Genomic DNA, 17,245 nt, shown 5'->3' on the forward strand with positions numbered 1-17,245 from the left:
GCAAATATCCGCCGGGTTAATTCACCTCGCCACCATGAACCTTCTCAAATACCAGTGCGAGTGCAGCCGCGGCCTGGATGATGACTGACAATTCGACACTAGGGTCGGGACCCATTGATTTCCGTCTAGCGGCATGGTTCACGGCTCAAAAACGAGCGGTGAATATGTCTGATCTATTCTGGCTGACGGATGCACAGACGGCACGTCTTAAGCCATTTCTTCCGAAGTCCCACGGCAAGCCTCGCGTCGATGATCGAAGTGTATTGAGCGGGATTATCTTCATAAATCGCAATGGCTTAAGGTGGCGGGATGCGCCTGCAGCGTATGGGCCGCAAAAGACGCTCTACAATCGCTGGAAGAGCTGGAGCGATAAAGGTATCTTCGCCCAGATGATGATCGGGTTGCCCGCCGATCATGGGGAAGAAAAGACCGTTATGATCGACGCCACCTATCTGAAGGCCCACCCTACTGCGACCAACATGGGCGTCAAAAAGGGGGGCGTGGACGCCTGATTGGCCGGACCAAGGGCGGCATGATCACAAAGCTGCATGCCATCTGCGACAGCAAAGGCCGCCCGCTGAACCTGTTCGTCACCGCAGGTCAGGTCAGCGATTACATCGGCGCGCGGGCATTGCTGAGCAGCCTACCGACTGTCGATTGGCTGATCGGGAAGCGCGGATATGATGCCGACTGGTTCAGGTAAGCGTTTAAAGACAAAAGAATACGCGCCTGCATCCCTGGACGGAAGCAGCGCAGAAAGGCCGTCAAATACGACAAGCGCCGCTAAAAACGACGTAACCGGATTCAGATCATGTTCGGCAGGCTGAAAGACTGGCGCAGGGTGGCAACCCGGTACGACCGATGCCCGAAGGTCTTCGTCTCAGCAATCGCTCCCGCCGCACTCGTTATTTATTGGCTATGAGATGCTGTAACGGGGCCTGCGTCACGCACCGCCGTTGCTACTTGTCAGATCAGCGCCGCGCTGCCGTCATTCCCGTATTTGAACCCAGATGAAGGATGACAGGATGAGACTGTTTATTGGATTGGATGTATCGCTTGATAAAACTGCGATCTGCGTGATCAGCGAGCATGGTCAGATAATCAGAGAGGCTGAGGCCGCGAGTGAACCTGAGGTTTTGTCGCGTTGGCTGTACGAACTGGAAGGGCGCATTGCAGCGGTTGGTCTAGAAGCCGGGCCTTTGTCGCAATGGCTGCACCGTGGTCTGATGGAGGCGGGCTTGGATGCTGTACTGATGGAAACGCGCCAGGTGAAGGGCGCTTTGAAGGCAATGCCGATCAAGACGGATCGACGCGATGCCGAAGGGATCGCTCGACTTCTCCATCTCGGTTGGTTCCGTCCGGTTCACTGTAAATCTATCTCGGCTCAAGAAACTCGCGCTGTCCTCGGCGCTCGGAAAGCTATTCAACAGAATATGATCGCACTGGAGATGTCTCTGAGAGGTCTGCTTCGGAACTTCGGCCTCAAGGTCGGCGCGATCTCTCGCGGTAGGTTCGAGGTCCGGATTCGGGAATTGGCAGATGGCAATCCGATGCTGGAAACCGCAACAGCACCAATGCTGCGCGCCAGGGAAACTCTGCGGCAGGAACTTGCGACCCTTGAGAAGCACGTGCGCCAGTTTGCTCAAGACGATCCCGTTTGTCGCCGTCTGATGACGATGCCTGGGATCGGTGCGGTCGTAGCGCTGACCTTCCGCTCTGCAGTCGACAATCCAGCCCGCTTTCGGTCTTCGAAGAGGGTTGGTCCCTGGGTTGGCTTGACGCCCTCACGCAATCAGTCTGGTGAGCGAGATGTGTCCGGCGGCATCACGAAGGCTGGGGATGTCAATCTGCGGCGAGCGCTGTGCCAGGCTGCGACAGTCATGATGAACCGTGGCCGGTCGACATGGCTGAGAACATGGGGAGCCCAACTCGCGCAGCGACGTGGTCGGAAAATTGCGATGGTCGCCCTCGCACGCCGCATTGCTGTCATTCTCCATCGGATCTGGATCGATGGCTCCGTGTTCCAACAAGATGCAGCGCCGGAAATGATCTGATCTCTGGCCCAAAACCGTTGCCTGCTTAATCGCAAGCTTTCGAGGTCCCGCAGGGACGTGGTTCCGATGATGCCGTGGTCAGGACTGTCGCTGACACACGTCAAGCACGCCTATGAGATGGGCACATCGGAATTACATCGAACCAGCATCATGTTGGCAGCCGTCGCGCTGACCACGAACCGAAGCATGTACCCAAAGGACCTCAGCCCAAGGCTTTGTGAGAAAGCAGGGCCGACACGACGAACCAAATGCACCGCTCTGGCGGATCACTCTGTTTGCGCGAAATCTCTTGACAGAAACGGTCCCGTTACCGAAGTCCTGACCCTAATCTCGCTATGTTCGGGCAATGACCCATCTGCACGCCCTTTGCTCAGAAACTGACCCGATACGCCAAACAACTCTGCCACCTCGGTCGCGCTGATCGGGAGCGTAAACCTGTTGCAAATGTGCGGACAGCGCAGTGCCAAGCCGCTCCGCCATTTCGCAGGTGACATCGGATTGCAAACCAGCGGCGATTGGCCCGGTTTGGAACATGGTTGCTATTTCCTCGCTCTTTGCTGCTTATTTTCGCAACTTCAGAACAGTCAACGCGTGACGCATCAGGCTAAGTCAAGGAAATTGTCCACAATTTGGCGCGGGGCAGACCCCTGCGTTAAGATATAGCGGATACCAGCCCGGTAAACGTAACTGCACCTGCCATAATTCGGGTAAAGATCGTGCTATTCTGGTAAGCAGCCCAACAAAAAGTCCCCAAAAAAAGATGCTTGATTTTTCCTTATTAAAATAGTCAGGATATAGCATACGATCATATCGCCCTTGTCGAGCCCTGATTCCAGAATTGCCAGATAGGACGCCATCCTGATGCAAAAGAGGTTTCGACATGCCCCAATCCAAAAGCCAGTCCCATTGCGGTCGGCGCCCTGATCAAAAAGAAATCCTGCGCACCGATGCAAGATTCGATTATGCAGAGGATCACATCCTCACGATTGCGCGTTTCTTTTTTCAATCCTTTGCGTGCCCGCAATCGCATGCATGGCTCAGGGCATCCGATATTGCGCAAACAGCCTTTGGGGATGAGATAGGGCCGATCATCGCCGCGCGCCTTGTCGACGTCTTGCGCAGCGTGCGCGAGGCACGGCGATCTGTCTTTCATTTCAACTCACCGGTCTGCGAAGGCTGTGCTGCCATTGTCAGCGAACATGAGCGTCGGTTGATGGGTGCGCTGCAGGCTGTGTGCCGCGGAAATGCGGGTCGCGCGCAGACTGAGCTAATGATGCTGTGCGAAGGGAACAATATCACCCAAAGCCTGGGTGCGATGACACGGCTGTCGCTGATGCTGCCCCTGGCGCAGATGCAGGCGGAGGTGCCCGCCGATGTCTAGAAGTCTGATTGATCTGTTGGCCATGGATGCGTTCGCCCAGCGGACCGGTGTGGGCCTGAACCCCCGGTTGCGCACCGCGATTGAAGCGGACGTACGGTTTCCGGCGAAAAGGGCTGGGCCAATCCCTGAGATTGCACCGGACGACCTGCCAGAGGACATCGCTGTATTCCGAAAATGCGATGTCGCCGAAAGGAAAAAGGCATGAAGGCCATGCATACCGATATGGCCCCGCGCGCAGAGCAGCTTGATGCGGCCAGCAAGGCGCTGTTGCCCGTTATGCGCCATTTTCTAAACGCTTACCTTCATCCTGAAACACTTGGATGGCGCACCGGCTTTGCCACAGCCACTGGCACTTGGGGGGAAGCAAGGGGGCTAGCGATTGCCAACGCTGTGCAAACGTTTCTGTCAGCCGTCTTGCTCAACCGACCAGTGCCGCTACGCTACAACGATCCGCTGGATGTGGACGCGCGCAAACACCTGACGACAGATGAGGTTGAGCTGTTGGCGCTAATCGCGGCCATGCGCGCTGACAAGACTGGCCACGCCCGCACCATCATCGCCCGTCTGACCGGCGGTTCGGTCAAGGCGGCAGTTGTAAGGACGGGTCTGTCGCTTGCCACGATACTCGATCCGACAGCGGCACAGCCCGCGCGAACAAAGCGCCCGGTCTTGCGCGCCGTGACATGATTGATCTCATCCAAGCAGCTGCGCAGGGTTAGAAAAGGAGGAAGCCATATGAAGCTGACCACGAAAGGCCGCTATGCCATGGTTGCCTTGACGGATCTGGCATTAGAGGCGCGCAGTCACCCGGTCAATCTGTCTGAATTGTCCAAGCGTCAGGATATCTCGCTGACCTATCTCGAACAGCTTTTCGTGAAATTGCGCCGCGCTGGACTGGTTGTCTCGGCCCGCGGACCTGCCGGAGGGTACCAGCTGGCGCGGGCCCCATCGGATATCCGAATTGTCGATATTCTGGCCGCGGTGGATGAGACCGTATCGGCTTTGCATACCGGCGCAGGGGTGTCGGGCGGGGCGTCTGGTTCACAGGCGCAATCCATGGCCAATCGGCTTTGGGAGGGGCTGAGCGCGCATGTCTATGTGTTCTTGCATCAGGCGCGGCTGTCTGACGTCGTTGGCAACGATCTGGCCCCCTGTCCGGCGGTTCCAGCCTTGTTCGAACTGGTGGACCAGACCTGAGATAGGGGGTCGCTTCTGGTAAGGGGCAGGATTGTATCTTTAGCTGCCATTGGCGGCGTTTGCGGCGAAATCTGACTGTGAGCCCAACTTGCTCGTTCGTCAGCGTGCGGCGAAGGTCCGGTTTCGGTCCTCCGCCTTGATCTTTCAGCCAATGATACGCTGTGCTGTGACATAGACCGCATCACGTGTACGGTTCTCAAAGTCGGCGACAAAGCCTTCCCATTCGGGGCCAGTCATTTCGTCGTCAACTTCGTCACCGCCCGTCGATTTAATTGCGACCACGTACTTGTAGGGTGGGACCTTGCCCTCAAGCGTTTCTTCCGCCCGATAATAGACGGGATCGCTCATTGATTTGACCTTCTCATAGCCGGGAAGATCAACTTCATGCAGCCATTCTTCGAAATCGGCCTGATCCTGATCCGGCGCGAGGTTGTACATCACAATCATAGTGTCCATAGGTTTACTCCTTTTCTTAGGTTAGGGACGCCCGGTACTTTGTCAGCCCCGGGAACTCGTGATCGAAATACGCGCCATGAAAGGTCGCGAAGGGTTCGAAGTGTTTCTCATAGAGAGCTTGCGCACCGTCATTGCCGTGAATGACCATGATCCCGATGCTGTCCGCGCCAAGCTCGCGACCGCACGCAAACGCTGCATGCATCAAGGCTGTGCCAAGGCCCTTGCCGCGATGGTTGGGCGCAACGGCGACAGTTTCGATGATCAGATCAGCTTGAGGCTTCAAGAAGCCAGTGTCTCCGCTCCAAGCTTTCTCATAGGCCGCGCGGAAGGTGTTCTTTGTGTCATCAGACCAGGATAACGCCCATGCGAGCTGATCGACCTTTTCAAGGTTCAGAGGTCCTTCACTGGCAGGCGTTGGCTCCGGCTTAAACACGGCGCAGGTAGCCACCGGCACACCATCACTTTCCAAGATGATGAAGTCCGACACATCACCCCAGTTTGAAGCCGCTTCGCGAAACATTGCCTCCAGGAATGTCAGCGTATCCGTTCCAGTGCCTTCAAGCAGCTCATCCCAGAAGGATGTACCAAAGGGCGGCAGAGACGCTTCCACGTCCATTTTTGCAAGAAATGGAATGTCTTGGGCCGTTGCGGCTCTCACAGTTGGAGCGATCTTTTGTTGCATGTTCATCGCAGATTCCTTAACATACGTCATGTATGTGAGATATAACATACGAACCGTATGTCAACGAAAAAGAGAGGTTCTTCCTCATGAATCTGCGGGAACAGAAGAAGGCGGAAACCTCTGCACGGCTCTTGGCAACGGCCCGGAAATGGTTCTTTGAGAAAGGCTACGCAGGCACATCTATGGATGACCTATGTGCGGAAGCTGGCGTGACCCGTGGTGCGCTTTATCATAACTTTGGCGGTAAGGAGGGGCTGTTAGAAGCCGCGATCCGGCAGATTGATGGAGAGATCGGCGAGCGCCTTTTGGTAGCGAGTGGCGACACTGTAGATCGAGATAGTTTCATCAAAACATGTCTCACTTATCTCGAAGCTGCCTTGGACCCCGAAGTTCGCCGAATTGTGTTTCAGGATGGTCCGGCTGTGCTTGGCCAAAGGCTGCGCGATATCGATCAGGAGGGAAGTGTAGAACCGCTCAGAGAGGCTATTGTGGAGCTTCAAGGGCAGGATGCATTTGTCAAAGGCGATGCAGCGGCCTTAGCTGTACTGGTCAACGGCGCGATGATTGACGCGGCACTATGGGTCGCTGATGGCGAAGAAACTAAACAGCGGCACGAAGCTGCTTCCGACGCGCTGCGGTCTATGCTCTCCAAACTATGCTCTTGAAAAGCCGTCATACAGCCAACGGCAGCTAAGTCCCGCATCTAGCCCCTTTACCGGCTTGGGGCGCAACGGCAGGTGTACAGATAAGACCCGGCATTTGAGACTACTCCCGTACGATCTATCTAAGACGCAGTGCAGCGCTGTCACGTTGAACGCGTCTCTTGTGATGCAATCCTGCCCCTTACCGGAAGCGACCCCAAGACAAAATGGGTTGCGGCTGGTGCTACTGGGTGCCACCATGCCTCTATGACTGTTAAATCCTCCATATCCTTAACCGACCAGCAGGATGGGTTCGTTCGCCATCTGGTAGCCGAAGGGCGATATGCCAGCGCCAGCGCGGTGATCCAGAAAGGTCTTGATCTGTTACAGCAGCAAACCGAGGCTGAAACGGCCGATACTGCTGCGCTAAAGGCTATCCTGGCGGAACGCGCGACGGGTGAATTCTTGGACGCAGACGCGATACGTCAGCAGCTTGATGTGATGATTGCCGAGAGACAAAGCGCCCGTGTGGCGGATTGAATTTGCGGCGGATGTCGCACACGACTTCGCGCTAATCTTCGATCATCTGGTTGCAGCCTATGTTGATTTTGGTGACCCAAGTGACGTTGCGCTGGACCGTGCCGCCGAGCGCATCAGGGCTATTCAGGCTGACGCAGAGAAACTGGCAGAATTACCGTTCCAGGGGACATTGCGCCATGACATCTTGCCCGATGTTCGCTTTGTCCGGCGAAATAACGCGGCCTTTTGGTTTCGTCCCGAAGCCGACGCGCAGATAGTCCGGGTGCTGGCGGTGTTCTTTGGTGCGCAGGATCATATCCGGCATATGATGGTGCGTATTTTGGACCGCAAAGCGTCGCAGTAACTAACCCAATGACACCAGATGATTGTCCCATTGCAGTGATGGCACATCCCGGCTGCGCTGGGTTGCGAGATCGACCAACTGACCGGTGCCAGTAGTGATGATAACGCCCTGTGGCGTCGCAGCAGCCCCGCAGGCATCGGTCAGTTCCACTTGGTCAAACAACGCGAGCGTTTTTGTATCATAGCGCTGCACCCGCCCGCCACGCGGGGAAGTTGCGATGATGTGCATGCCGTCACCGGTGAAGGTGATGCTGCCGACATAGCCTTGCATCTGACGCTCGGATGTCAGGGCCAATCGCAAAGAGGCACCCCTTTGATGCACACCCACCAATGGTGGGACAGCGGCATCGCCTTGCCATTGCATGCCCAAGGCAACGGTTCCGTCCTGCGCGACCGACAAATGCCGGATAGAGTTTTTGTGGTGGATTTGGTCGAGTTCCACCGTCTCAGCCAACTCTCCGTTGGTAATATAGGCAAGGTTAGGCCGCATGGTCGGGATGTTCAGCTTTGTCCGCCCACTGTCAGGATGCGTGTCGATCCCGCCATTGGCCACGACAAGCACATCGCTGTCGGGCAAGCGTTTGATGTCGTGCGGGCCGATCCCGCCGCTGGCGAACTCACCTGCACGGGCAAATCCGGCGGCGGCATCCCAGACCCCAACACGGCCCGCGCCTGTGTCGTAGTCATTTTCTGTTGTGTAGAGCCACGCGCCATCCTGGCTAAAGACACCATGCCCGTAGAAATGGCGGCCCTGTGGCGCATCAAGTGTGGCCCTTGGCTGTCCTGTGCTGCAGTCAATCACTTGGGCAAAACGCCCAGGGCGGCGGGCAAAGGCCACGGCAAGCGGTCTTGTTGGATGGGCCGCCGCCGCGTGCCCACGAGCGGGCAGAGGGATCTGAAAGAGCACCTGCATCGCGTCGCTGATGCCACAGAGTACATAGGTCCCATCATCGCGCAGGGCCGCTGACAAAAGGGCCGGCGCGCCCACATCGGCCCAGCTTGGCACGGGCGCGAGTCCGGTTGCCAGAAGCCCCGCAATGAACTGCCGCCGGTTCGCCATTTCAATCGCCGTCGAGGGCGTTGAAGCCAGACGCCACCCCAAGGCTTGGCCCCAATTCGTTTTCGGCGATGGCGCGGATTTCTTCCACGCGGCTGCGGATCGCCTCCACCTTGATGCGTGACACGGCGTCCGCGACACCGGCGAAAGCCGGATCATCGAGGGCCGCGATCTGTGTCAGCGCGCGCGTGAAGGCGGCATTCAGGCTCTCCTGCAACGCGGGATCATCCGCAGAAAGACGGCTGCCAAGGTCGGCAAGGCTTTCAAGTGCGACCGTCACATGCCGCGCGGAGCGGCCAGAGCGCCAGGCCTCGGCCCGGCGGGGGCGAGGCTGGTCAAACGTGCCCAAGGGGCGGCCCAGCCGTGCTTCGGATGTGAGTTGCAGGCCGGTTGTGAGCGCTTTGAAAAGCTCTTGCATCGCTTCCAGATCAGTCCGGTAGAGGCCATCAGCCGATGGGTTGGTTAGCAGCGCTGCGTAACCATCGGCCCAATCGGTGGCGATGTCTTGCGTCAGATTGGCGATATCTGCGGCGACCGTTTGCACAAGCTGGCACCGGTAATCGGCGTCGCCTGCGGTGCTGATGGTCTCGTCATAGAGCAGGAACTCCATCGCGTAGAACCCGCGCGCGGCGATGGACATGTCGCGATAGGCATCGGCACTGTCTGCGATGGGGTCTTCGTCGCGGATCAGGGCGCCAAGCGCCTTGGGCGTCGCACTCCGGCTGTCGGGCCAAAAGGAAATTGCAAATGCGCGGTCGTCGGTCTCGGATGGACCAAAGCGCATGTGGCTGGCGGCGATCCAGGCATCAAAAGCGGCGCCATAGGCCATGCGCAACGGGTTGGAGGTTGCCGCGCAATCCGTCGCGGCGGCATCCGACAGGGCCTTCCCTGCCTCTGCCAAAGCAGCGTAGCGGGGCAGGACGTGATTGTTGACGATGTCAGCGGTGATGCTCTGGGCCGCCACAAAGCAGGGCAGGATGGCAAGAATGCTTGCGGTGATCAGGTGTTTCATAGGCTTTCCACGAACCGGATCAGCGCGTCCCGGTCTTCTTTCGACATCTCGATAACCGCATCGCGCTGCGCCTGCGCCTCGCCACCATGCCAAAGGATCGCCTCCAAGAGGGACCGCGCGCGACCGTCATGCAGGAAATAGGTGTGGCCGCTGACCTGTTCGGTCAGGCCGATGCCCCAAAGCGGCGGGGTGCGCCATTCATAGCCGTTTGCCATGGCCTCTGGCCGGTGATCAGCCAACCCTTCGCCCATATCGTGCAGCAGCATGTCCGTGTAGGGCCAGATCAGTTGAAAGCTCTGTTCGGGCTGGTTTTCCAGCCGGTGGGTCACATAGCTGGGCGTATGGCAGGCGGCGCAGCCGGTGGTGTGGAAGACTTCCTTGCCACGCAGCACCTCTGGATCGTCTACATCGCGGCGGGCAGGCACGGCGAGGTTGCGGCTGTAGAACGCAACGAGGTCGAGCATTTCGGCGTCAACCTCATGCACGCGCTCGTCTCCATCGCCATGGATCGCATTCTGACAGGCGGTTTGTGTGGGCATGCACTCACCGGCACCACCCGGATTGATGGGGGAGGAGATGCCGATATCCCCTGCAAACGCATCCGCCGTTTGCTGGCGGATCGTTGGGGTTCCCGCTTTCAGCCCGAACCGGCCCAGCATGTATCGGTCAAATTCCTTGGACCAGACGATATTGGGGCGCCCGGAAATGCCATCGCCATCCAGATCACCCGGGTCGGCATTGGCAAGGATATCCGCCGCAGGGATCGCCTCTAGCAAGCCAAGGCCGATCATCTGCGGCGCGATACGCGGACTGAGCATGATGTCAGGATGCAGCGGCCCGTAACTCAGGTTGGTCAGCGTGTAATCTGGGCGGCGGAGAGATACGGTTTCCCCCTCCGACAATGTGATGACTTCTTCGGTGTAGGTAATCGCAATCTGCGCTTCGGCTGCGTGGCCCTGAATCGAGAAATCCTGGATCTGGTTGCCGTAATTGGGGTCGGGCAAGGTGGCCAGATACGCCTCTAGCTCATCTGTCTTTTCCTGGTAACTGCCGGGGATGGAGACGCGCATGAGCATCGAAATCGCGTTGTCATCACCGGGCTCAGGCGGGTGCCCGCGCCCGTCCTTGAGGTGGCAACGCTGGCAAGACCGGGCGTTAAAGAGTGGACCAAGCCCATCTGACGCAAGCGTAGAGGCGGGCGATGACACCCACAGCTTGCGGAAAAGACCGTTGCCGACCTTAAAGGTCAGCTCGTCCTCGAACGCGATGTTGCCGGACGGTTGCGAAAACGCATCGGCGTTGGGCCGCACGCGTACGGTAGCGGCGCCGGCAGTGTTTTCCTCAAACTGACTAGGGGTAGAGAAATCTGTGGGGGGTGCGGTTACGGCTGCGATTCGCGCGGCTTCTTCGTCGGTTCGGGGGATGATTTGCAGATGAGGCTCGGAGAATATGTCCGCCTGGGCAAGATTAGCCGTGAAAATGGCCACAATCGTTGCGGTTTTTGAGGCGTGTCGCACGGTTAGACCTTCACATTTCGTTAATTCCTTATAAATATGGTCAGGAAATAAGCGCAATACGCGATTGGCACCTGCGTCAATAAAGGCACCTGAACATGCACTCTGTCGCCATCCTTGCCGAACCGGTGGTCGCAAAGCGACCGGCAGCACTTTTGCCCGGTAAATGGCGTGGTGTATTGAACGCCCTGCGTGTGGTCGCATTGGATTGCAGGGCTGCCGCACGCACTGACCTTTTCGAGGCTTGCGCGCTGATCTCAAACAAACAAAACACGGCACAAGACGCGTTTGCGCAGGCTCTATTGAAGTGCATCAGCGATGTGGTTGGCAGCAAACCCGTGTTTTTCAGGCCTGGCACTGTCGAGCTGTCTTTTGATGAATCCTGGCTCATGCGGGCAATAATGGCGGCGGCTGAAGATGACCGGGACAGCCTGGCATTCCTGATCCGCTCTCGCGTACCAAAAATCCACCAGCGCCATATCAGTTTCCTGATCAACGGAATTTCCGAGCAGTTTTCTCAGGTTTAGAATAATTCTAAAAAGTTCTTGCCTTCAGCAAAATGCAGGTTATGTAAGGCGTCAAGCGAGCCAGCCTGACGCCAGCCAGCAAAATTTTTGCACCCGGAGTAACACGATGACACAGACAGCGATGGCGCTGAATTCTGATGCGAAAACAGCGATTGCCGAGGCTTTGAACCAGTCGGTGGCAGAGACTGCTGTGACAACTATGCTTGCACAGAACTTTCATTGGAACGTCAAAGGCATGGCGTTTGGCCCGCTGCACGATCTGTTCCAGAAGATTTACGAAGATCATTTCGAAGGTCAGGATGATCTGGCAGAGCGTATTCGCGCGATTGACATGCATGCCGAAGGGACCTTGGCGGGCATGATCAAGCGGTCAAAGATTGCAGAGCATAACGGGCATGCGACAGACAAAGAGATGATCAAGATCATGCAAGATGCGCAGGAAACACTGGCAGCGACGCTTGCTGGCTGCGGTGAATTGGCCGCCAAGCATGGCGATACACTGACCGAGGATTTGTGCATCGCGCGCGGTCAGACGCATGAGAAGTTCGCATGGTTCCTGCGGTCGCATTTGGCCTGAGACCAGCAACCAATTGCTAGGAAGAGCGGGCCTTCGCGGCCCGTTTTTTTCAGTTAGCCGCGTCCTTCAATCCTGATGCTGAAACTGCGCTGCGCACCTGGCGGCGGTGGCGGGAATGGTGCTGCGCGCTGGATGACCTGCATCGCCGCACGGTCGAGGCGCGCAGAGCCAGAGCTTTGTGCAATCGACACACCGGCAAGCGCACCATTTCCTGAAATTGAAAAGCGAACGACAGCAATACCACTTGCACGTACACGCGGCTGTCCAATCCGCGTAATGCGCTGCATCACCTCACCAGGATAGTTGTTGGCCGCGGCATTCCCAGCTGACGCGGCCTGCCCGGTATTACCTGATTGTTGCGGCGCTGTTGCGCGCGTATTGCCGGTGGCGCTGCCTGCGGTGGCGTTTTGCTGGCTGTTGCCGGGCGGTGGTTGCACCGGCCTTTCTGGGCGCGCCACGGGGCGTTGTGACGTCTCAACAGCGCTTTCGGTCGTGGCTGTGACTGTTTCGGGCGCGGCTGGGGTCAGTGTTTCGGGCTGCGCAGTGGGCTGCGGTGTCAGCGTGGGGATGGTTGGTGCCGTTGCGGAGAGAGGCACGGCAGCGATGGCAGAGGTCGTCGGTGCCACCGTCTGGGTCGGGGTGACCGGGGCGGCCTCTGCAAGCGGTGGCGTTTCTGCGACAAGCGCCGGGTCGGGTGTTTGTGGCGCTTGCGTGCCCTGAACAAGATCGGCAAAGCTGTTGCCCAATCTTGCGTTGATCGCACCCGTCGCGCCGCCTGCGATTTCGACTGTTTGCTCTTCGTAAAAGGCGGCCATAAGGCCAATATGCAAGGCGGCGGACACAAAAATGACCCCTGCTTTGACAAAGGCGGAGGAGCGGATCATTGCAGCGCCCGTTCAGTCACGATGATCACGGATTGCGCGCCGCCTTCACGTAGATTACGCGACACTTCCACAAGCCGATCTGCCGCGAGCGCGCGGTCAGGGACGATGCGGACTTCCGCCAATTGGTCTTCTGCCCTGTCCTGCAAAAACGCTACCACATCGGGCAGCGCCGTGCCGCGATAGCTGAGGTCGCCAGCGGCGTTGATCACCAGTGCGTCGGGCGGTTCTCGACCGTCGAGCGCGCTGGTTTCAACCAGCTCAAGCTCTCGGTCAAGCGGTTGTGCAAGGGTCCCTGCCACCAGAAAGAAGATCAGCATCAGAAAAACAATGTTGATCAGCGCGATTGTCGGCTCTGCCTTCTTTTTGCGCGTGATCTGCCGCATCAGGACGACCCCAGAACAGCGACATCGAGGTCCGGGAAAGCACGCAGTGCGACCAGAAGATCGGTCAGACGCTGTGCGGTGACATCTGTTTGCAGGGCCACCAGCAGAGTCTGTCCCGCCTGCGATTCAAGCACAAGCCCGTCCAACCGCTGCGTCTGGCCGTTGACCGTCAGCCGGTCGGGATAGAGCTGCAGGAAGATTGGCGGCGTTCCGGGTGCCGCACTCCCGGCGGAGGCGGCACTTAGCTCCACTTCTGCGAATTTTGAGAAAGTTGATGTCAGCATGAAAAACAGCAAAAGCAGGAAGATGACGTCAACAAGTGGCGTCATCGAAACCGCCCGCTTTTGCCGCTTTGCTTTAAGCATGGGCCGCTTGAAGGGTCACAGCACCCCGTCCCGCCCTTGGCCGCAGGATCGTCTGGATCGCCTGATCCGCCACGCCGCGTTCTGCATCCATGCGGGATTCAAGCCATGAATGCAGGATGGATGTCGGCATCGCAACAGCCAGCCCTGCTGCGGTGGTCATCAGGGCCACCCAGATGCCCCCAGCAAGGATTGATGGGTCCACCTGAGAGCCTGCATCTTGCAGCGCTTGAAACGCCTCGATCATCCCCAGCACCGTCCCGAAAAGGCCCAGAAGCGGCGCGAGTTGCGCGACATTATCGAGGATGCGCAGCCCGCGTTCGAGACGGGCAAAGCGTGCCTCAGCTTCGCTGATTAGCCTACCAGTATCATCGCTCCCGGCGCTTAACGCCATTTCGACGACAGGTACAAGATAACTGGTTGAGCGGCTCAGATAGGCATTCGTGCCCGTCTCATCGCCCGCATCCCACGCCTGCACAGCTTGCATCAGCGCGCGGTGCCGTCCGACACCGGCCACCCGGAATTGCCAGAGTTTGTAAAGCGCGATGGCCAGAACCGCGATTGACGTCACCATCAGAATGACAATGACGGGTCCGCCAAGGTCAACGATCTGGCTGAGTATCTGGAAAATATCGTTCACCCCAGCAACTCCACATCCGTACGGCTCGTCAGTGTCAGGCCGGTGGCACAGGCGGTGTTCTCAGCGCTGCCGATCTGGCAGGCATTGACCCCGTTAAACAGAAGCTGTCCCAGATTTGCGCATTCAAGCTGCGGCAAAACGAACTGTCTGACCCGCGGCGCGCGCGCCGGGATTTCCCCAAAATCAAAAAGTGTTAGGCGATCCACTGCACCTTCTGTAGTAAAAAGCACCGTCTCAAAAACGAGCTTTTCGATACCGTCCGCATGTGTCGTTGAGGCAACGAAGGTAAGCTGGCAGCCCCCCTCGACAGGTTGAAGCGTGTTCAGATCAATCGTGATACCTGCGCCGCCGGTTTCATCGGCGTTGGCGATACTGGCCGCAAAGAATAAGGCCAAAGCGATGAGTAGGCCGCGCATCCATCTCTCCTTGTCTCGATTACCTGACTATTATTGTAGGTTTTTAGGGAAGGCCAGAGAATGGGTTAAAAAAGATTTAATGCGGGAGAGCAAAACACTGCGATGCGACAACGTCAGGGTTCGGGAACTACCTGACGAAACGCGCCAAATGATGATCTGCGGTCGTGGCGCGAGATAACGTCGCACATGCATGTGTGGACATCGCTGCGCGCGCCGCTTAACCATTGCCCCAGCCAGGTTGTATGTCGTGCATGTCGTGGCCTGATCCGGAGCTGCAGCAAACGACACCGTCAAGCTACTGATCCACGTAATCTGAGCAGGCGGATATGACCAGAAACCTTCTCCCGACGCTGCGCGTTGCCCTTGCCCTTTTTGGGGGCTTCATTCTTGCAGTAGCTGTGGCCGCGGCGGGGGCGCATCTGTTTGTCACACAAGGCGGCACATCGACGTCGGATGCATTTTTTTGGGGTGCCTACATCGCGTTTGTTGTCTACGTCGCGGCAATGATCTGGGTTTTTGCGGCCCGGGATTTGCGGCTGGTGACACTGGTTTTTGCGGGCACCATTCTGCTGTCGGGACTGATTGTGCGGCTGGCGGGTGGGGACGCCAATTTTGGTTATGGCGCTGCCTTGGGCCAAGCGATGTTGCTGATCGTGCTATTGTGGAGCCTTTGGATTGGCTTTGCAGCTTTTGCCCTTTCACAAGTCAAGCACTGGCAGGCCATTATGGGGCGGCGCGATCTGCCAGCCGTGACCGCACGGGCAGCGCGCTGGCTTGGTTGGACCCTGCTAAGTCTATCGGTCGTGGTGGCTTTGCTGCGCGATGGTTGGGGGTTTGGGCTGTTGCTGTGGCCGATGGCAGCATTCTTTGTAGCACTGGCTGTGTCTTTCACCGTTGCTTATGCGCCGCAAATGCTCGCCCGGCTGGGACAGACCATCTACAGCCTCACCGTCATTGAGGGAAAACCGGCACAATGAAGCAGGGTTTTCGCGACAGCATGGATTGGGTGCATACCTGGTCAGGTGTGATCCTGGGCGTGATCATGTTTGTGATCTTCTTCATGGGCACGCTGAGCGTCTTCAAGGACGAAACGGATCAGTGGTTGCTGCCCCAGGCGCGCCATGTTGGTGCGCCCCCTGATGTGAGTTTGGACCTCATGTATGATACCGCGCTAGGGATCACCGGGCTGCATCCGCATTTTATTGTGCTGAGTGCCCCGACAGAGCGTGCACCGATACCCACCGTGACCGTCGCACCCGAGGAAGGGCGCACGTGGATCTACTTTCTCGATCCTGAAACGTACGAGGTGATCGCACCGCTTGATTCTGCGGCGGCAAGCCAGTTCTTCTACCCGATGCATTACCGGCTGCACATTCCCGGCGGCAGGTGGATTGTCGGTGCCGTCTCAATGTTTCTGATGCTCGCCCTGATTTCGGGGATCGTGATCCACCGAAAGATTTTCGTTGATTTCTTCACTTATCGACGTGGGAAAAAGCTGCCACGTCTGTCGCTCGATCTTCATAACCTGACCTCGGTGCTGGCTTTACCGTTTCATCTGGCAATCACGGTCACGGGCATACTGATCTTTGCCTCGCTGTACCTTCAGCCATCGCTTTCGGCGCTTTATCCGGGCGAAGAGGAGCCGCGCGCGCGGCTGAGTGAAGAAGCTTTTGCCTATGCGTCACGAGAGACCAGCGGCGAGACGAACCTGCGGGTCAGTTCAATCGACGCCATGCTGATCCGCGCGCAACCTTACTGGGATGGTGAGCCGTTGAGCGACGTTTTTCTGGACCACCCGCATGATGAAGATGGATCGGTCAGGTTAAGGCGGCTGGGCGAGGGTATGGTCGCCGATGAACGCGCACCGGTCCTGTTTGACGCAGATACAGGACAGATTATCGCTGAACCTGCTGTCACATCTGCCGGTGCGGTGCAGAGCTTTATCGTCGGCATGCATGAAATCCATTTTGATCATTTCCTGCTGCGATGGCTTTACTTCTTTGGCGGGGTCGCAGGATCCATCATGATCGCGACCGGTTACATCTACTGGCTGGAAACGCGCAGGCTGAAGCATGCGCGCGGCGCACGCAACGGTGTGCCGGTGGTTGAGGCGCTGACGATCTGGGGTGTGATGGGTCTGTTGACGGCGACGTCCGCCTATTTCGTCGTGAACCAGCTCTTGCCGCGCGGCGATTGGCGATTTCTGGGAATTGAACGGATTTTCCTAGAGATTGTGATCTTCTACCTGATCTGGCTGGCAGCACTCCCACATGGTGCGTTTCGGCAGCGCAAAGCATGGTTTGATCAGGCTGTTCTACTGGCGGTCCTATGTACCTTGGCCCCGCTTCTGAATTGGATCGTGACGGGCGATCACCTGCTGCGCACGATCTGGACAGGACAATGGGCTATCGCAATCATTGATCTTATCTTGTTTGGCACCGCAGCCACAGCCACCTATGCCGCACGACGATTGCAGGTGAATTGGGCCGCAGAGGCGCAGGCAGGAAACCGGAGGGTTGTTGTCACCCCAGCCCGGAAGGATTCCGTACCAGAACCAATGGCAGTTGCGGGCGAGTAGAG

22 protein-coding genes and 1 pseudogene are annotated in these 17,245 nt (G+C 57.7%); 13 read left to right on the forward strand and 10 right to left on the reverse strand.

Going from position 1 to position 17,245, the window contains the following annotated elements:
• Window positions 1-164: 164 nt before the first annotated feature.
• The 6 genes and pseudogenes from SLH47_RS20710 (at window position 165) to SLH47_RS20735 (ending at window position 4,632) form a co-directional block, all read left to right on the forward strand.
• Window positions 165-922: pseudogene (locus SLH47_RS20710) on the forward strand (IS5 family transposase).
• Between the two features lie 103 nt (window positions 923-1,025).
• Window positions 1,026-2,054 (forward strand): IS110 family transposase, encoded by a 1,029-nt coding sequence (locus SLH47_RS20715; RefSeq protein ID WP_320242293.1) that lies wholly within the window; start codon window positions 1,026-1,028, stop codon window positions 2,052-2,054.
• Window positions 2,055-2,934: 880 nt separating this feature from the next.
• Window positions 2,935-3,435 (forward strand): hypothetical protein, encoded by a 501-nt coding sequence (locus SLH47_RS20720; protein ID WP_320242294.1) that lies wholly within the window; start codon window positions 2,935-2,937, stop codon window positions 3,433-3,435.
• Window positions 3,428-3,640, forward strand: a complete 213-nt coding sequence (locus SLH47_RS20725) for a hypothetical protein (RefSeq protein ID WP_320242296.1) — start codon at window positions 3,428-3,430, stop codon at window positions 3,638-3,640. Before SLH47_RS20720 ends, SLH47_RS20725 begins: the two co-directional genes overlap by 8 nt.
• On the forward strand, window positions 3,637-4,122 hold the full coding sequence (locus tag SLH47_RS20730; RefSeq protein WP_320242298.1) for a hypothetical protein: 486 nt from the start codon (window positions 3,637-3,639) through the stop codon (window positions 4,120-4,122). Before SLH47_RS20725 ends, SLH47_RS20730 begins: the two co-directional genes overlap by 4 nt.
• Window positions 4,123-4,170: 48 nt before the next feature.
• Window positions 4,171-4,632, forward strand: a complete 462-nt coding sequence (locus tag SLH47_RS20735) for an Rrf2 family transcriptional regulator (protein WP_320242299.1) — start codon at window positions 4,171-4,173, stop codon at window positions 4,630-4,632.
• Between the two features lie 144 nt (window positions 4,633-4,776).
• Here SLH47_RS20735 and SLH47_RS20740 read toward each other — a convergent pair whose 3' ends face one another.
• Together SLH47_RS20740 and SLH47_RS20745 are read right to left on the reverse strand one after the other, a co-directional pair.
• Window positions 4,777-5,088: a hypothetical protein gene (locus tag SLH47_RS20740; protein ID WP_320242300.1), complete on the reverse strand. Its 312-nt coding sequence runs from the start codon at window positions 5,086-5,088 to the stop codon at window positions 4,777-4,779.
• 16 nt (window positions 5,089-5,104) lie between these two features.
• Window positions 5,105-5,776, reverse strand: a complete 672-nt coding sequence (locus tag SLH47_RS20745; protein WP_320242302.1) for a GNAT family N-acetyltransferase — start codon at window positions 5,774-5,776, stop codon at window positions 5,105-5,107.
• An 80-nt stretch (window positions 5,777-5,856) separates the two neighbouring features.
• On the opposite strand from SLH47_RS20745, the gene SLH47_RS20750 reads away from it, so the two are divergent.
• The 3 genes from SLH47_RS20750 (at window position 5,857) to SLH47_RS20760 (ending at window position 7,294) form a co-directional block, all read left to right on the forward strand.
• On the forward strand, window positions 5,857-6,435 hold the full coding sequence (locus SLH47_RS20750) for a TetR/AcrR family transcriptional regulator (RefSeq protein WP_320242303.1): 579 nt from the start codon (window positions 5,857-5,859) through the stop codon (window positions 6,433-6,435).
• Window positions 6,436-6,678: 243 nt separating this feature from the next.
• Window positions 6,679-6,951: a type II toxin-antitoxin system ParD family antitoxin gene (locus SLH47_RS20755; RefSeq protein WP_320242305.1), complete on the forward strand. Its 273-nt coding sequence runs from the start codon at window positions 6,679-6,681 to the stop codon at window positions 6,949-6,951.
• Window positions 6,938-7,294: a type II toxin-antitoxin system RelE/ParE family toxin gene (locus tag SLH47_RS20760; RefSeq protein WP_320242307.1), complete on the forward strand. Its 357-nt coding sequence runs from the start codon at window positions 6,938-6,940 to the stop codon at window positions 7,292-7,294. Before SLH47_RS20755 ends, SLH47_RS20760 begins: the two co-directional genes overlap by 14 nt.
• Here the strand turns inward: SLH47_RS20760 and SLH47_RS20765 are convergent, their stop codons facing one another.
• From SLH47_RS20765 to SLH47_RS20775, 3 genes are read right to left on the reverse strand one after another with little or no spacing between them, the layout of a single operon-like run.
• Window positions 7,295-8,353: a DUF1513 domain-containing protein gene (locus SLH47_RS20765; RefSeq protein WP_320242308.1), complete on the reverse strand. Its 1,059-nt coding sequence runs from the start codon at window positions 8,351-8,353 to the stop codon at window positions 7,295-7,297. It abuts the gene before it with no gap.
• A 1-nt stretch (window position 8,354) separates the two neighbouring features.
• Window positions 8,355-9,362 carry an imelysin family protein gene (locus tag SLH47_RS20770; protein ID WP_320242309.1) on the reverse strand — a complete coding sequence of 336 codons (1,008 nt, stop codon included), beginning with the start codon at window positions 9,360-9,362 and terminating at the stop codon, window positions 8,355-8,357.
• The gene (locus tag SLH47_RS20775) at window positions 9,359-10,849 is read right to left on the reverse strand and encodes a di-heme oxidoredictase family protein (RefSeq protein ID WP_320242384.1); all 1,491 of its coding nucleotides are present in this window, start codon (window positions 10,847-10,849) and stop codon (window positions 9,359-9,361) included. Before SLH47_RS20775 ends, SLH47_RS20770 begins: the two co-directional genes overlap by 4 nt.
• Window positions 10,850-10,974: 125 nt before the next feature.
• Between SLH47_RS20775 and SLH47_RS20780 the strand changes: the two genes are divergently transcribed.
• Together SLH47_RS20780 and SLH47_RS20785 are read left to right on the forward strand one after the other, a co-directional pair.
• The gene (locus SLH47_RS20780; protein ID WP_320242311.1) at window positions 10,975-11,403 is read left to right on the forward strand and encodes a hypothetical protein; all 429 of its coding nucleotides are present in this window, start codon (window positions 10,975-10,977) and stop codon (window positions 11,401-11,403) included.
• Window positions 11,404-11,509: 106 nt separating this feature from the next.
• Window positions 11,510-11,980 carry a DNA starvation/stationary phase protection protein gene (locus SLH47_RS20785; RefSeq protein ID WP_320242313.1) on the forward strand — a complete coding sequence of 157 codons (471 nt, stop codon included), beginning with the start codon at window positions 11,510-11,512 and terminating at the stop codon, window positions 11,978-11,980.
• 53 nt (window positions 11,981-12,033) lie between these two features.
• On the opposite strand, the gene SLH47_RS20790 is transcribed toward SLH47_RS20785, so the two are convergent.
• Genes SLH47_RS20790 through SLH47_RS20810 form a run of 5 tightly spaced genes read right to left on the reverse strand, consistent with a single transcriptional unit; the run spans window position 12,034 to window position 14,665 of the window.
• Window positions 12,034-12,864 carry a TonB family protein gene (locus SLH47_RS20790; protein WP_320242315.1) on the reverse strand — a complete coding sequence of 277 codons (831 nt, stop codon included), beginning with the start codon at window positions 12,862-12,864 and terminating at the stop codon, window positions 12,034-12,036.
• A complete protein-coding gene (locus SLH47_RS20795) occupies window positions 12,861-13,247 on the reverse strand; it encodes an ExbD/TolR family protein (protein ID WP_320242316.1) in 387 nt (128 codons plus the stop codon). Before SLH47_RS20795 ends, SLH47_RS20790 begins: the two co-directional genes overlap by 4 nt.
• Entirely contained in the window at window positions 13,247-13,612 is a 366-nt protein-coding gene (locus tag SLH47_RS20800; RefSeq protein ID WP_320242318.1) for a biopolymer transporter ExbD, read from the reverse strand. Before SLH47_RS20800 ends, SLH47_RS20795 begins: the two co-directional genes overlap by 1 nt.
• Window positions 13,605-14,249 (reverse strand): MotA/TolQ/ExbB proton channel family protein, encoded by a 645-nt coding sequence (locus SLH47_RS20805; RefSeq protein ID WP_413785662.1) that lies wholly within the window; start codon window positions 14,247-14,249, stop codon window positions 13,605-13,607. The genes SLH47_RS20800 and SLH47_RS20805 overlap by 8 nt, the downstream gene beginning before the upstream one ends.
• The gene (locus tag SLH47_RS20810; RefSeq protein ID WP_320242320.1) at window positions 14,246-14,665 is read right to left on the reverse strand and encodes a hypothetical protein; all 420 of its coding nucleotides are present in this window, start codon (window positions 14,663-14,665) and stop codon (window positions 14,246-14,248) included. The genes SLH47_RS20805 and SLH47_RS20810 overlap by 4 nt, the downstream gene beginning before the upstream one ends.
• A gap of 326 nt (window positions 14,666-14,991) precedes the next feature.
• Between SLH47_RS20810 and SLH47_RS20815 the strand changes: the two genes are divergently transcribed.
• Window positions 14,992-15,642, forward strand: a complete 651-nt coding sequence (locus SLH47_RS20815) for a DUF3325 domain-containing protein (RefSeq protein WP_320242322.1) — start codon at window positions 14,992-14,994, stop codon at window positions 15,640-15,642.
• A complete protein-coding gene (locus SLH47_RS20820; protein WP_320242324.1) occupies window positions 15,639-17,243 on the forward strand; it encodes a PepSY-associated TM helix domain-containing protein in 1,605 nt (534 codons plus the stop codon). The genes SLH47_RS20815 and SLH47_RS20820 overlap by 4 nt, the downstream gene beginning before the upstream one ends.
• Window positions 17,244-17,245: the final 2 nt, after the last annotated feature.

The organism is Cognatiyoonia sp. IB215182 (assembly GCF_033963905.1).
GTDB lineage: Bacteria > Pseudomonadota > Alphaproteobacteria > Rhodobacterales > Rhodobacteraceae > Yoonia.